This is a genomic window from Neobacillus fumarioli NBRC 102428, assembly GCF_001591485.1.
Classification (GTDB): Bacteria; Bacillota; Bacilli; order Bacillales; family Cytobacillaceae; genus Neobacillus; species Neobacillus fumarioli.
Map to the genome: position 1 here is coordinate 1 of NZ_BCUZ01000060.1, position 14,213 is coordinate 14,213.

The 14,213-nt window shown below is 41.2% G+C and carries 14 protein-coding genes; 11 read left to right on the plus strand and 3 right to left on the minus strand.

Translation table 11 applies throughout. The annotated features are described in order from the left end of the window. Window positions 1-9 precede the first annotated feature (9 nt). The gene (uptA, locus tag BFU02S_RS10110) at window positions 10-600 is read right to left on the minus strand and encodes an undecaprenyl phosphate transporter UptA (protein WP_066369959.1); all 591 of its coding nucleotides are present in this window, start codon (window positions 598-600) and stop codon (window positions 10-12) included. Window positions 601-924: 324 nt separating this feature from the next. Between uptA and BFU02S_RS10115 the strand changes: the two genes are divergently transcribed. From BFU02S_RS10115 to cshA, 4 genes are all read left to right on the plus strand, one after another. After that, complete coding sequence (locus BFU02S_RS10115; RefSeq protein ID WP_066369960.1) at window positions 925-1,701, plus strand: hypothetical protein; 777 nt, start codon at window positions 925-927, stop codon at window positions 1,699-1,701. Between the two features lie 215 nt (window positions 1,702-1,916). Then, the gene (locus BFU02S_RS10120) at window positions 1,917-2,996 is read left to right on the plus strand and encodes a D-alanine--D-alanine ligase (protein ID WP_066369963.1); all 1,080 of its coding nucleotides are present in this window, start codon (window positions 1,917-1,919) and stop codon (window positions 2,994-2,996) included. Between the two features lie 247 nt (window positions 2,997-3,243). Then, on the plus strand, window positions 3,244-4,620 hold the full coding sequence (locus BFU02S_RS10125; protein WP_066369966.1) for a UDP-N-acetylmuramoyl-tripeptide--D-alanyl-D-alanine ligase: 1,377 nt from the start codon (window positions 3,244-3,246) through the stop codon (window positions 4,618-4,620). A gap of 231 nt (window positions 4,621-4,851) precedes the next feature. After that, complete coding sequence (gene cshA / locus BFU02S_RS10130; RefSeq protein WP_066369974.1) at window positions 4,852-6,324, plus strand: degradosome RNA helicase CshA; 1,473 nt, start codon at window positions 4,852-4,854, stop codon at window positions 6,322-6,324. 35 nt (window positions 6,325-6,359) lie between these two features. On the opposite strand, the gene BFU02S_RS10135 is transcribed toward cshA, so the two are convergent. Beyond that, window positions 6,360-7,088 (minus strand): rhomboid family intramembrane serine protease, encoded by a 729-nt coding sequence (locus BFU02S_RS10135; RefSeq protein ID WP_066369976.1) that lies wholly within the window; start codon window positions 7,086-7,088, stop codon window positions 6,360-6,362. 87 nt (window positions 7,089-7,175) lie between these two features. Between BFU02S_RS10135 and acpS the strand changes: the two genes are divergently transcribed. The 6 genes from acpS to BFU02S_RS10165 all read left to right on the plus strand — a co-directional run bounded on the left by acpS (window position 7,176) and on the right by BFU02S_RS10165 (window position 13,323). Continuing rightward, window positions 7,176-7,523, plus strand: coding sequence for a holo-ACP synthase (gene acpS, locus BFU02S_RS10140; protein WP_066369977.1), 348 nt, complete (start codon window positions 7,176-7,178; stop codon window positions 7,521-7,523). 147 nt (window positions 7,524-7,670) lie between these two features. Further along, on the plus strand, window positions 7,671-8,681 hold the full coding sequence (locus tag BFU02S_RS10145) for a LolA family protein (RefSeq protein WP_066369979.1): 1,011 nt from the start codon (window positions 7,671-7,673) through the stop codon (window positions 8,679-8,681). 153 nt (window positions 8,682-8,834) lie between these two features. After that, on the plus strand, window positions 8,835-9,998 hold the full coding sequence (gene alr / locus BFU02S_RS10150; protein WP_066369982.1) for an alanine racemase: 1,164 nt from the start codon (window positions 8,835-8,837) through the stop codon (window positions 9,996-9,998). 279 nt (window positions 9,999-10,277) lie between these two features. Then, the gene (locus tag BFU02S_RS10155) at window positions 10,278-10,559 is read left to right on the plus strand and encodes a CopG family ribbon-helix-helix protein (protein ID WP_066369991.1); all 282 of its coding nucleotides are present in this window, start codon (window positions 10,278-10,280) and stop codon (window positions 10,557-10,559) included. 4 nt (window positions 10,560-10,563) lie between these two features. Further along, window positions 10,564-10,914 (plus strand): type II toxin-antitoxin system endoribonuclease NdoA, encoded by a 351-nt coding sequence (ndoA, locus tag BFU02S_RS10160; protein WP_041967053.1) that lies wholly within the window; start codon window positions 10,564-10,566, stop codon window positions 10,912-10,914. A 243-nt stretch (window positions 10,915-11,157) separates the two neighbouring features. Beyond that, entirely contained in the window at window positions 11,158-13,323 is a 2,166-nt protein-coding gene (locus BFU02S_RS10165; RefSeq protein WP_439951006.1) for a Tex family protein, read from the plus strand. Between the two features lie 107 nt (window positions 13,324-13,430). Here BFU02S_RS10165 and cmpA read toward each other — a convergent pair whose 3' ends face one another. Then, a complete protein-coding gene (gene cmpA / locus BFU02S_RS16745; RefSeq protein WP_157075896.1) occupies window positions 13,431-13,544 on the minus strand; it encodes a cortex morphogenetic protein CmpA in 114 nt (37 codons plus the stop codon). A gap of 93 nt (window positions 13,545-13,637) precedes the next feature. Between cmpA and BFU02S_RS10170 the strand changes: the two genes are divergently transcribed. Beyond that, entirely contained in the window at window positions 13,638-14,111 is a 474-nt protein-coding gene (locus BFU02S_RS10170) for a SprT family protein (RefSeq protein ID WP_066369989.1), read from the plus strand. Window positions 14,112-14,213: the final 102 nt, after the last annotated feature.

Here is a 14,213-nt window from a genome sequence, read left to right on the forward strand (position 1 = left end):
AACCACCTCTTAGGTGGTTTTCTTTGTTTTTTTGATTAAAAAGTAAATAGCCGCAATTACAAGGGCAGCGATTAAGATTGGCAGTGTGTACGCATGGGCATATTCTTTAATATGGGTCCAATTCTTCCCTAAGACATGTCCCAAGTAGAGAAAGAGGATGGTCCAAGGCAAAACCGCTGCAACGGTGTAAAGAATAAAACGGGCGATCGACATTTTCGCAATCCCTGCAGGAATTGAAATGGCGTGTCTGACGACGGGAATAAAACGAGCAGAGAAGATAACGCCTGCACCGTATTTTTGGAACCATTGTTCGGCAATATCGATATGCTTTTCTTTTATGAGGATATACTTCCCGTATTTTTTCAAAAATGGACGTCCGCCATAATACCCAGCCCAATATAAAAACAGCTGTGCTATCGTACCTCCGATGACACCGGCAATGATCGCTGCGGGATAATTAAATTGTCCCTGGGCAATCATATAGCCTCCATAGGCTAACACAAACTCACTGGGGATAATTTCAATCATTAACCCTAATGCAATTCCGAAATAGCCTAGTTGGGCCAAAAATTGTAAAACAGAGAAAATAAACTCTTTCATGCTCCACCTTCACTTATCACATAATATGCATCTGTTTTATTGTATAACAGCCTGTCTTATTATGGAATATATATGTATTTGATCATAGGATTCATGCTAACAAACAAGCGGTATTTCTACAATAAAATTAACAATTGCAACTGTGTTAAATAAAGCTTATTATTTGTAAAAGAATTGAAATAAGTTTTGCCTATAATTTTGATAAAATGAGAAAGAATTGATTTTGTCCTGTTTAGGTGACTAGCCTTTGAAAGTGTAAACAGCTGTGGAAGCTGATCAAGTCACTAATGCTTTTCTACTATGTTTGATCGGAGGAGTTTGATTTTGAAAAAGCATCATCAAGACCTACGCGAGCTTATCTATGTTCATTTAAATCAGACCGACCAATATGTCATTTCGCATGGTATTGAATTCACTGAATTTGTTGCTGCTTTTTCTGGAACTTTAAATAACCTGCTGCTGCTAAAATCTGCCTATGATGATGCTGAATTTAACATGCATACACAGCTTGATTATTGTCCGGAAGAAAGAATACATAAATTGGCTGCAGAAGATGTATATGGATACGGGGATTTTTGCTGGATTGACTTTATTGAGGAAGAGGTATTAAATGAGCTAACAGGCCAGGAAATGGCCGAATTATTATACTTAGGGCATTATAAGCATCATTTAAAGCTCCCCTTTTATAATAAGCTGGGAAATCGGTTTGTTTATCTGGCGCATGATGATGGCTGGTTTAACAAGATTTATTACCGGACATTTAAGGACTTTTTTCACTTGCTAAGCGAATCCATTTCCAATAAGCTGTTGGAGCTGAAACCGGAGAAGTCGCTTCTTGGCTTGAGAAAAAAGCGTACCATTCCCAAAGTGAATAAAGAAATTCTTCTTTCATTAACACCGTTTATTAAAGAGGGGGTTTGCATTTCGCTGAAAGATACGGATCATCAGCGGACAAAGATAGAGATCCCCATTTGGGTGATGGGTGACTTTATGAATATGGACGATATGTGTGAAGAATACCTTTATGTATCGAAACAGCCGTGTCATGCGAAAATCATCCTCGATAAAAAGTCTAGAGAATGGAAAATGGCAATTACCTGATTCTCCTGGAAATGGGGGATTTTTTTCGGTTTGTATACTAAGGAAATGATCCTTCACCTCAAGTGAACTCACGGCAAATTGGCTGGTTTGAAACAAGCATATACCTCATAAAATGATCAATAGTGAAAAACATACAAAAGGGATGCTGTCATTTCCTTTCTGCTTGAATAAAGTGTTAAAATAAAACGTGAATGAGTAAATGGAGGGTCCCACCTATGAAAACAAAATTAGGTTTATTATACGGAGGAAAGTCTGCCGAGCATAAAGTATCATTACAGACAGCACTTGCCGTCATGAAAGCGCTGGATGTTGAAAAGTTTGAAATTCATCCAATTTACATAAACGAAGAAGGACGCTGGATCAAAGGGCCACAGCTCGCAGGTCCGCCGGAAACCATTAAGGCACTTGAATTTTCGGCAGCCGGCCAATTATCGCCATTATCATTGGCACCGGCTCTGTTCAATGGAGAAAGACAGGGAGAAGATGGGCTTGATGTGATTTTTCCGCTGCTGCACGGCCCGAATGGAGAAGATGGAACCGTACAGGGGTTATTAGAGCTGCTCAATTTGCCTTACGTTGGAAACGGTGTACTGGCTTCCGCAGCGGGGATGGATAAAGTGATCATGAAAAATATCTTTGCCCAGGCGGGCCTTGCACAAGTAAACTATGTTTCTTTTATTAAAAGTGAATGGGAAAAAGCAAAAGAAGCAGCATATGGCAAAGTGGAAGAGGAGATTGGCTACCCTTGCTTTGTCAAGCCTGCAAACCTGGGCTCGAGTGTCGGGATTAGCAAATGCCGAAGCCGCTCCGAATTAGAAGTAGCATTTGTAGAAGCATTCCAATTTGATCGGAAAGTGATTGTGGAAGAAGGAGTTACGGCTCGTGAAATTGAAGTCGGGGTTCTTGGTAATGATGCGCCGGAATGTTCTGTTGCGGGTGAAATCGTTCCGAAAAAGGATTTTTACGATTATAAAGCAAAATATGAAGACGGCGACACCGCACTGATTATCCCGGCTGATATTACGGATGAGGTATATGCTGAAATCAAGGATATGGCAATCCGCGCTTTTAAAGCATTGGATTGTTCTGGACTGATTCGGGCAGATTTCTTCTTAACAAAAGACGGAAAAGTTCTAATCAATGAGGTCAATACGATGCCGGGCTTCACCCCATTCAGCATGTTTCCTCTGTTATGGAAACATACGGGAGTAGAATACCCGCAGTTAATTGAACGCCTGGTGGATTTGGCGATGGAAAGACATACCGAGAAACAGCATATTAAATACACTTTCTAAGAAAAGCGCAAGGCGCCCGCCTAGCGGCGACAAGCACAAGACGATCCGGCGAGAAGGCTGCTTTTTAGCCTTCTTGACGGATCGTCTTGTGACCTCGAGCCGCTGGCGCCTGGAGCTAGACAATTCTCGAAGTCAAAATTTATACTTTCTTTACTTCTAAAATATAAGCGAATCTGGACTTTAGAAAAAAGCAGACACGGCGTGAACCCGTGTCCGTTTTCTATTTTAAAATGGAGGTTAGCAATAGATGATAAGACGATCCTTAAAGCAGATTGCCGAAATGGTGGCTGCAACGAATGATATTGCCCCGTTTGCTGATCGTATGGTTGCCGGGGTTACGATTGATTCTCGAAAAATAGAAGCAGGCAATTTATTTGTTCCATTTAAAGGAGAACATGTGGATGGTCATCAATATGTCGCAGATGCAATCCAAAAAGGGGCAGCTGCTGCCCTTTGGCAAAAGGATGTGCCAAATCCTCCGGTTGATTTGCCAATTCTCATTGTAGATGACTGCCTTACTGCCTTACAGGAACTTGCAAGAAAATATCGCAAGGAATTAGACATAAAAGTCGTAGGAATTACCGGAAGCAACGGGAAAACTACAACAAAGGATATAACGGCAAGTCTTTTATCATGTAAATATAAGGTTCAAAAAACAGAAGGGAATTATAATAACCATATTGGTCTTCCGTTAACAGTCCTGGGGCTAGATGAGGATACCGATATTGCCGTTCTCGAAATGGGAATGAGCGCAAGAGGTGAAATTGCCTTTTTGACAAAACTGGCTTGTCCAGATGCAGTTGTGATTACCAATATTGGAGAGTCTCATCTGCTTGATCTTGGTTCAAGAGAAGGAATTGCCGAAGCCAAACTTGAAATATTGCAAGGGCTGAAAATCGGGGGGCTTGCCGTCCTGCATGGCGATGAACCATTGTTAATGGACAGGATTCACGGTATTGAAAGCCATATTCAATTACAAACTTTTGGACGCAGTGAAAACAATGATTTCTTTCCAATAGACATTACTCAGTTAGGCAGGGGAACGCGCTTTACGATTAATGCGTCTGATGAAACGTTTGAAATGCCGATCTTAGGTACCCATAATATTTTAAATGCACTTGCAGCAATGCTGATTGCCCGTCATTTTAAGGTATCATTTGAAGACATCAAAGAAGGGTTAAAAGGAATTAAATTAACCAATATGCGGATGGAGCTGGTGGAAGGCAGTCATGGCGAAAAGATTATTAATGATGCCTATAATGCTAGCCCCACATCCATGATGGCCGCTATTGAATTAGTATCAAGCCTTGAAGGATATGAACGAAAAATCCTTGTACTCGGTGATATGCTGGAGCTTGGCCCGGAGGAAGAACAGTACCATTTGCGTATTGGTGAAGGTTTGGATCCATCTAAAATAGATTTTCTGTTCACCTATGGATCACTCGGGAGACGTATTGCTGAAGGTGCAAGACCGGTATTAGGCGACGAGCGTGTATTTTCCTTTTCGGATAAAAATGAACTTCACCAAAAATTAAAAAAATATGTAAACAACAAAACATTGGTGCTTGTCAAAGCCTCCCGCGGAATGAAATTAGAGGGAATTGTCAAAGCATTACAATCATAATCTTAGTCTTATATATAGACAGACTTTGTATAGATTTGCATTTAATCTATATTAATGGTATGATTATTGGCAACGTGTCTAAAAGACTTTGATCAAGGCATACTCCTTTGGAGGAATGTCTTTTTTTTGGTAAAATAAACATGTTGCCTAGAAACAGATTGTAAATGGGTATAGATTTAATAGGAAAGATAAAAAATATTTTTACTATATATAGATGAAGGAGAATGAACATTGACGAAGTTTGAAGATTTAGGAATAAGCCAAGCGACGCTGAATGCTGTGCTTAGGATGGGCTTTGAGGAGGCTACCCCGATCCAGGCACAAACGATTCCGTTGAGCTTAGAAAATAAAGATGTGATCGGTCAGGCTCAGACCGGGACAGGAAAAACAGCTGCATTTGGCATTCCATTAGTGGAAAAGATAGATACCCATCGAGAGGCGATCCAGGGAATTATTATTGCCCCGACACGGGAATTGGCGATTCAAGTATCTGAGGAGCTTTATAAAATTGGCGCTGGAAAACGTGTACGCGTACTGCCGATTTACGGCGGACAGGACATCGGCCGCCAGATCCGCTCCTTAAAGAAATCGCCGCATATTATTGTAGGCACCCCGGGCCGTCTTATCGATCATATTAATAGAAGGACAATCCGGCTTGATCATGTTCAAACAGTCATCCTAGATGAAGCGGATGAAATGCTGAACATGGGATTCATTGAAGATATCGAAGCGATCTTGGCGGAAATTCCGGAAAACCGGCAAACATTGCTATTCTCAGCTACCATGCCGGCGCCGATTCAGCGGATCGCAGAAAAATTCATGAAGGACCCAGAAATTGTCCGTGTGAAAACAAAAGAAATGACGGTTCCATCCATTGAGCAGTATTACTTGGAAGTACAGGAAAAGAACAAATTTGATGTGTTAACAAGACTGCTGGATATCCAATCGCCGGAACTTGCGATCGTGTTTGGACGGACGAAACGCCGTGTAGATGAATTATCGGAAGCCCTAAACTTAAGAGGTTATACGGCTGAGGGAATCCACGGAGATTTGAGCCAGGCGAAACGACTTTCCGTTCTCCGTAAATTTAAAGAAGGAACCATCGATGTGCTGGTTGCAACAGATGTTGCCGCACGCGGCCTCGATATTTCCGGCGTTACCCATGTATACAATTTTGATATTCCGCAAGACCCGGAAAGTTATGTACACCGTATTGGTCGTACAGGACGTGCTGGTAAAACAGGGGTAGCGATGACATTCATCACGCCAAGAGAAAAGCCGTATTTATTTGTTGTGGAGAAAACGACAAAGCGGAAAATGGAACGAATGAAGCCGCCAACTCTTGATGAAGCACTTGAAGGCCAGCAGCGTGCAGTGGTTGACAAGATTGAGCAAACAATCGAGGAGAACAATCTGCAATTTTATAAAGCGGCAGCAGACGAACTGCTGGAAACATACGATGCCTCCACAGTAGTCGCCGCCGTGTTAAAGATGATGACTAAGGAGCCGGATACAACTCCGGTTAAACTGACAGAAGAGCCGCCGCTGCCATCCAAGAAAGAAAGAAAGCCATTTGACCGCGACCGCCGGAGAAGAGATGATTCCCGCGGAAACTTTGACCGCCGAAAGAAAGCTTCCGTTAGATCTAGAAACGGAGAAAAACGAGCAGGTGGCAAATCGAAATCAACAAGCTATAATCATTAAAGGAAAAAGAGCGTGGATATAAAGGTCCAGGCTCTTTACTTTTGTGCGATTAAACCAATAATGGCAATGATTATAATGGCGCCCCAAACAATGACTTTGAGTGGGGATTGAAAGGATAATCTTCTTTTCTGGGTCCCAGCCCAATAGGAAACCTCCTTCATCGAGTGGGAGAAATCATTTTCATTAAAATAAGCAATAGTACCGAGTAAAAATCCCCCTAATAATCCGAAAAGATGGGCAGTAATATTAATATTTGGCTGCAAAAAGGTCATAATGAAACTAATAATCAAAAGAGTGATGATAATTTGTGAATTTTGCCGTGACAGCAGATTTTTTCGAAACATGATGATACTTACATAATAACCGAATAAGCCGAAAATCGCTCCGCTTGATCCGACATGTGTATAGGTCAGCGATTCGAACAGGAACGTAGCGGTATTAGCAATGATTCCGGAAAGAAGATATACGAATAAAAACCTTCCACTGCCGATCATGCGCTCGAGTGCTGGGCCAAAAATGACAAGCGAAAAACTATTAAATAACATATGGGAGAAACTGCTGTGCATAAACGTTGGAGTGATCAGCCGCCAAAATTGCCCTTCCTTAATATACAAATTCACACCAGAAAAGGTTTCAATGAACCAAATATTAGGGAATATTGGTAAGATAGTACAAAGATATAAAACAATATGAATGGCAACGATCGTGGACACAACAGGATAAAGCCGCAGATAGTCCCAAAAGTTTTCTGTCCTGGTAAACATACCCTTATCACCTCTTATCTATCATAGACAGATTTATTATCTTGTACACTATTATGATGGCAGAAAAATATATAGAAGGAGAAAAAGATGATTACAGGAATTGGTATTGATATAATCGAACTCGCCAGAATTGAAGAGCTTTTAGATAGGCAGGGGAAATTTGCTGATCGTGTATTAACTGTACTTGAAAAGGAACGGTTTGAACAATTATCGGCAAGAAGACGAGTGGAATTTTTGGCAGGAAGATTTGCAGCGAAGGAGGCATTTGCGAAGGCAGTGGGAACAGGAATCGGCAAAGAATTGTCGTTTTTGGATATTGAAATTAAAACCGATCATATGGGGAAACCGTTTTTTTCTAAACCAGTAACGAAAGCGCATTTATCAATTTCACACAGCAGGGATTATGCAATTGCCCAGGTCGTGATTGAAGCGTAAAATTTGATCCTCATCTTGTCTTCATCCTTAGCATATTTCGAATGGTTGTCTCATATATTCATAGGGAAATAGGAGAGACAAGGTCAGCCTGATTCCCTGCCTTTCTCTTCTCAATCTAATGAAATGAGACAAGAAGGGGTTGAAGGAATGAGGAAAAAGTTATTGCTGCTTATGTCTGGGCTGATGGTCATCGTGCTTACTGCCTGTGGCACCAAATCCCAAGGTGATGTGGTAAAGGATTTAAAAAATAAACTGGACGACTTAACCAGTTATAAGGCCGATGCCAAAATGACGTTGAAAATGGGTTCAGATACACAAGTTTATAATGTGGAAATTTGGCATAAAGATCCGCTCTTTTATCGGGTCAATTTGAAAAACGCCGCAAAAGATCAAAGTCAAATGATTTTACGAAATGATGAAGGGGTATTTGTACTGACCCCGGCATTAAAAAAGAGCTTTAAGTTCCAAAGCGATTGGCCGCAAAACAGCAGCCAGGCCTATTTATACGAATCACTGATAAAGGATATCGTTGCGGATAAGGATGCCAAGTTTTCCTCCACTAAAGACTATTATGTCTTTGAGACAAAAACCCGATATCAAAATAATAGCATGCTTCCGTACCAAGAAATCAAACTGAACAAGCGGGATTTATCACCAGCTGTCGTAAAAGTGATGGATACCGATCATAATGCGCTCGTGACAGTTGAATTCACAAAAGTGGATTTTAACGCTAAGTTTAACAAGGACGATTTCGATATGCAAAAGAATATGACCCGTGCGGAACTCGGCATGCCGGCAATGGCCAAGGGAGGCGATCAAGCCTTTACAGTTAAGTATCCAACATATGAATTGAAAGGGACTAAGATGATCAGCGACAAAGAGATGAAAATTGAAGACGGTACAAGAGCGGTACTTACCTATGATGGCAAGAAGTCGTATACACTTATAGAGGAGAAAACAGCCGCGAAAACTGCTTCCATTGTCCCGACTAATGTGGAAGGTGACCTGGTCAACTTAGGTCCAACTATTGCAGCAGTAACAGACCACTCGATTACCTGGTCCCAAAATGGGGTCGATTATATGATTGCTTCCAAGAATCTTACCAGAGATGAAATGATTCGAGTAGCACAATCCGTTCAAGGCGAAGCCGTGAAATAAAGTATGCTCCTTTTTATGCAGGCTCATGAATTTGGGCCTGTTTTTTCTTTCCTTTTTGTAAATAATAGGATATAACCTAAATTCTACACGTGGTTAGGTCAATATGCTAAAATGAATTAATATGTTTATTTTACATTAGCAGGAAGTGAAAGTATGAACGAGCAAGAAGATTTTTATCGTGATACATGGGCGGAAGTGGATTTAGATTGTATTTCAAAGAATCTCACCTCCATTAAAAACCTTTTGCCGGATGGAGTAGACATTTTTGCTGTTGTGAAAGCCAATGCATATGGCCACGGGGACATACATGTGGCAAAAACGGCACTTGACGCGGGGGCAGCTTATTTGGCCGTCGCTTTCATGGACGAAGCCATCGCCCTAAGAAATAAAGGAATTCGTGCCCCGATTCTGGTTCTTGGTGCATCGCGCCCGGAAGATGCTCAAGTCGCAGCGAAATTTAATTTGACCTTAACCGTTTTCCAAAAGGAATGGCTCGAGAAGGCCAAGAAACACCTGGGATCAAATGATCGGCTTTTGCTGCATATTAAAGTTGATACAGGCATGGGAAGGCTTGGTGTACGCAGCGCGGAAGATTTAAGAGATGTTGAACAAATGATCGCAGAAGACGCCCGCTTTTATCTAGAAGGGATTTTTACGCATTTTGCCACGGCGGATGAATTGGATAAAGATTATTTTGAAGAACAATATGCCCGCTTCGAAAATATGCTCAGTGTTCTGAATAAGCGACCTAAATACATTCATTCCAGCAATAGTGCCGCGGCCATCCGCTTTCCGAAAGCTTACTTTAATGCGGTCAGAATCGGTATTGCGATGTACGGATTAACCCCGTCTCGTGAAATGGAAGAGGAAATTCCTTTCCCATTAAATGAAGCCTTTTCACTACAAACAAAGCTAGTAAATGTGAAAAAACTGAAAAAAGGGGATAAGGTGAGCTACGGGGCAACCTATGAGTGCAGGCAGGACGAATGGATTGGCACCCTCCCGATTGGTTACGCAGACGGCTGGATTCGCAAGCTGCAAGGCCAGGAAGTGTTGGTGGAAGGAGAAAGAGTTCCAATTGTCGGCAGAATCTGCATGGATCAATGCATGATCAGGCTGCTGCATGATATGCCAGTGGGGACAAAAGTAACGTTAATCGGCCGGCAAGGGAACGAGTTTATTTCAATTAACGAGATAGCTGCCAAATTGGACACTATTAATTACGAAGTACCGTGTATAATTGCAAGCAGGGTTCCTCGTCTTTACAAACAAGGCGGAAACATCATTGATATAAAAAATTACCTTCTTGAAAAATGATGAAGTGCTAAATAATTGAAATTCAACATAATTATGATATTGTGCCTAAAGTAGTGCATAAAAGGATCTTTTGTTGGCTTATAATACAATAGGAATCATATTTAGTCTATGCACGGGGCATGATTAGTGCTATTATAAAAAATGGGATAGATATATGGGTTTCGCTTTATGCTCAAGAAGCAAGGATCTAAAGCGAAGTTGAATTTATGTATTCGGGATTTTTTTTGGAAAATCCGGTTAGAAAAAATTGGTGTGTAGTCATGGTGGAGGTGTATGTTTGTGTCTGAATCCAGCGCAACTACGGAAATCTTGGTCAAATTACCGCAACATTTATTAACCGAGCTTGATGGGTTCGTTAAACAGGAAAATGTAAACCGCAGTGAATTTATCTACCAGGCAACGAAAATGTACTTACGCGAACGGAAAAAGAGACAAATTCGCGAATCAATGAGACGTGGTTACATGGAAATGGCAAAGATAAATCTTCGCATTGCATCTGAAGCATTTCAAGCAGAGTATGAGGCAGAACATACTGTTGAACGTCTTGTAAGTGGAGGATAATCCTTTGATTGTCAAGCGTGGTGACGTATATTTCGCGGACCTGTCCCCAGTTGTTGGTTCTGAACAAGGCGGAGTCCGTCCTGTACTAGTCATCCAAAACGACATCGGGAATCGGTTTAGTCCCACAGTTATTATTGCAGCGATAACAGCTCAAATTCAAAAAGCAAAGCTTCCAACTCATGTCGAAATTGATGCGAAGCGCTACGGATTTGAACGAGATTCGGTCATTCTGTTAGAACAAATCCGCACAATTGATAAGCAGCGGTTAACCGATAAAATTACCCATCTCGATGACGAAATGATGGAGAAAGTGGATGAAGCCTTGCAGGTAAGCCTGGGTCTCATCGAATTTTAGGGAACAACACGCTCTTTTAAGAAAAGAGCGTTTTTTCGTACATAATCCTGACCTCTAACTCTGTTTTGGCAAGCTTTTTTAGCTTGCTTTTTTTAATATAAGAATTTTTAAAAATCGATTTCGAAAAAGACCAAGGCGCTTGTGCTTTTCTAATGGATATCTAACAGTACTTAAGAATGAAACACACCCCTATATTTGATACAATATGGAAAAAGAGAAAGAGAGGATACCTTCGTGACTGAAATATTGGTGAAAGAGGATCAGCTTTTAGGGAAAGTCTCAACAGAGCTGGGTATCTCTTATAAGCAAGTAAAAAATGTTATTTCTTTATTGAGCGACGGGAATACAGTACCGTTTATCGCAAGGTACCGTAAGGAAATGACCGGTGCCCTTGATGAAGTACAAATCCGCGACATTCAAGAGCGGTGGCAATATATCCAAAACCTTGAACAAAGAAAAGATGAGGTCATACGAATCATTGTCGAGCAGGGGAAATTAACGGATGAGCTCAAAGAGAATATTACGAAAGCGGAAAAGCTTCAAGAAGTAGAGGATCTGTATCGCCCTTATAAACAAAAGCGGCGTACAAAAGCAACGATCGCTAAAGAAAAAGGTCTTGAACCGCTTGCGGAGTGGCTTTTGACTTTCCCTTCAGAAAATGTTGAGGAAAAGGCGAAGGAATTTTTATCAGAAGAAAAAGATATCCACACCATTGAAGACGCGATTGCCGGCGCAAAGGATATTATTGCGGAAATGGTTTCAGATGATGCCCAAGGCCGGAAATGGATCCGCCAGCAAACCTTCAAATCGGGTACCGTCGTTTCCTCTGAAAAGGATGCGGAAAAAGATGAGAAGAAGGTTTATGAAATGTACTATGAGTATGAAGAGCCTGTCAGTAAAATCGTCCCTCATCGCATTCTTGCTTTAAACCGTGGAGAAAAAGAGGAAATCCTCCGGGTTTCTATTAAAATGAATATCGATGTTATTATGGCATACCTCGAGAAAAAGTGGATTAAAAAAGAACAGTCATCTGCAGCACCTATCATTCGCGAAGCCATTGAAGACAGCTATAAGCGGTTGATTCAGCCGTCCATTGAGCGCGAAATCCGCAACGAATTAACCGATAAGGCGGAGGAGCAGGCGATACATATTTTTTCTGAGAATCTAAGAAATTTATTACTGCAACCGCCATTAAAGGGAAAGGTAGTTCTTGGTGTCGATCCCGCTTATCGGACCGGCTGTAAACTTGCTGTTGTTGATGAAACGGGAAAAGTACTGAAAATTGATGTGATCTATCCGCATCCGCCTACAGCGAAACCGAAAGAAGCAAAAGAAAAATTCAAAGCCATTCTTCATGAGTTTCATGTAGAAATGGTGGCAATCGGTAATGGTACGGCCTCAAGGGAAACAGAAGCATTTGTTGCTGATATTCTAAAAGAGGAAGAAAGGGAAATCTTTTACCTCATTGTTAATGAAGCGGGAGCAAGTGTCTACTCCGCCTCTGACTTGGCAAGAGAGGAATTTCCGAATCTTCAAGTTGAAGAAAGAAGTGCCGTTTCTATTGCTCGCCGCTTGCAGGATCCGCTAGCGGAATTGGTGAAAATTGATCCAAAGTCAGTAGGTGTCGGTCAATATCAGCATGACGTTTCACAGAAACGGCTCTCAGAATCGTTGCATTTTGTTGTAGAAACGGCTGTTAATCAGGTTGGTGTTAATGTAAATACTGCCTCACCATCACTGCTTCAATATGTAGCCGGACTGACAAAAACGGCTGCGGGGAATATTGTAAAAATGCGCGAAGAGGAAGGGAAATTCACCAGCAGGTCTCAATTGAAAAAAGTGCCCCGCCTCGGCGCGAAGACATATGAACAAGCAATTGGCTTCCTTCGTGTGTTAGACGGAAATGAACCGCTCGACAGAACAGGGATCCACCCCGAAAATTACGATGAAGTGAAACGGCTATTAACGAACCTTGGATTTACCACGAAAGATTTAGGATCAGAAGAGTTAAAGAATGCATTAAATGGGCTTGATCTTAAGACCGTTTCTGAAGAATTATCAATCGGCGAATTAACATTAAAGGATATCGTGGACGGCCTTGTACGTCCGGAACGTGACCCGCGGGATGAGCTGCCACGCCCGCTTCTAAAAAAAGATATATTAAAGCTAGAAGACTTAAAAGCAGGAATGGAACTCCAAGGTACGGTTCGCAATGTAGTAGATTTTGGGGCATTTGTCGATATTGGCGTGAAACAAGACGGGCTTGTACACATTTCCAAGTTAAGTAAACGCTTTGTTAAGCATCCTTTAGATGTAGTTTCGGTAGGAGATGTGGTAACCGTTTGGGTCGATTCTGTTGATTTGAAAAAAGGGCGTGTTGCATTAACCATGCTTCCTCCAACTGAGTAAACGGAATTGTTGAGGTTTTAGCGCCAAAGGGGTGAAGGCGGATCTGCCATGAAAGTTGGGCAGCCGCTTTCGGCATCTTTATCCCCTGGTTGGCGCTTTTTGCAGTTTTATGAACAATGTTTTTTTCTGTAAAAAAACCAGCACTGGTTTAGCAGCTTTATCTGATAGCGGTTCTTCTCATAGAAAGCTCTTTTCATTTGGTTTTGAAACCAAGCGGGCATAATCAAACCTCCCGATAAGTAGTTCGTTAAGTGTATATACAATATATGCTATAATAGGTTGTCATGTTCGTAAGAAATAAAAAGGAGGGCAGTATGGGGGATTTAGAACTTCAACGATTGGTGGAAAAAATCTCGATAGATGCGTTTGGCAAACCTTTTAAACACAAAGCCTTCTTTAATCCAAGATTACGTTCAACAGGCGGGCGGTATCTGTTAGGGACACATAATATAGAAATTAACAAAAAGTATTTCGATCATTTCGGTGAACAAGAATTAATTGGAATTATCAAACATGAACTGTGCCATTACCATCTCCATTTGGAAGGCAAGGGATATCAGCACCGGGACATCGAGTTTAAAACTTTGTTAAAGAAAGTTGGGGCCCCAAGATTTTGCAGCCCATTTCCTGAATCTGTATCAAAACGAAAGACGAAAAAAATATTAGTATATAAGTGCATAAGCTGCAATCTCCAATACAATCGAAAAAGAAGCATTGATACAAATCGCTATGTTTGTGGTAAGTGCAGAGGGAAATTAGTAAAAGTTAAAGACATAGATATAGAGTGATTCCCTTCTAAATATTTTCTTTAAAAATTGTATTGACTTTATGTTGAATGGTTATTATAATTTAAAGAGTCGATAAGGCGCTGGCCTTATAAAGTAAAAATA

Excerpts from the sequence above, each read along its gene's own strand:
- uptA (WP_066369959.1), bottom strand. The coding sequence starts at position 600 with ATGAAAGAGTTTATTTTCTCTGTTTTACAATTTTTGGCCCAACTAGGC.
- BFU02S_RS10120 (WP_066369963.1), top strand. The coding sequence starts at position 1,917 with ATGAAAACAAAATTAGGTTTATTATACGGAGGAAAGTCTGCCGAGCAT.
- BFU02S_RS10125 (WP_066369966.1), top strand. The coding sequence starts at position 3,244 with ATGATAAGACGATCCTTAAAGCAGATTGCCGAAATGGTGGCTGCAACG.
- BFU02S_RS10135 (WP_066369976.1), bottom strand. The coding sequence starts at position 7,088 with ATGTTTACCAGGACAGAAAACTTTTGGGACTATCTGCGGCTTTATCCT.
- acpS (WP_066369977.1), top strand. The coding sequence starts at position 7,176 with ATGATTACAGGAATTGGTATTGATATAATCGAACTCGCCAGAATTGAA.
- BFU02S_RS10145 (WP_066369979.1), top strand. The coding sequence starts at position 7,671 with ATGAGGAAAAAGTTATTGCTGCTTATGTCTGGGCTGATGGTCATCGTG.
- alr (WP_066369982.1), top strand. The coding sequence starts at position 8,835 with ATGAACGAGCAAGAAGATTTTTATCGTGATACATGGGCGGAAGTGGAT.
- cmpA (WP_157075896.1), bottom strand. The coding sequence starts at position 13,544 with ATGCCCGCTTGGTTTCAAAACCAAATGAAAAGAGCTTTCTATGAGAAG.
- BFU02S_RS10170 (WP_066369989.1), top strand. The coding sequence starts at position 13,638 with ATGGGGGATTTAGAACTTCAACGATTGGTGGAAAAAATCTCGATAGAT.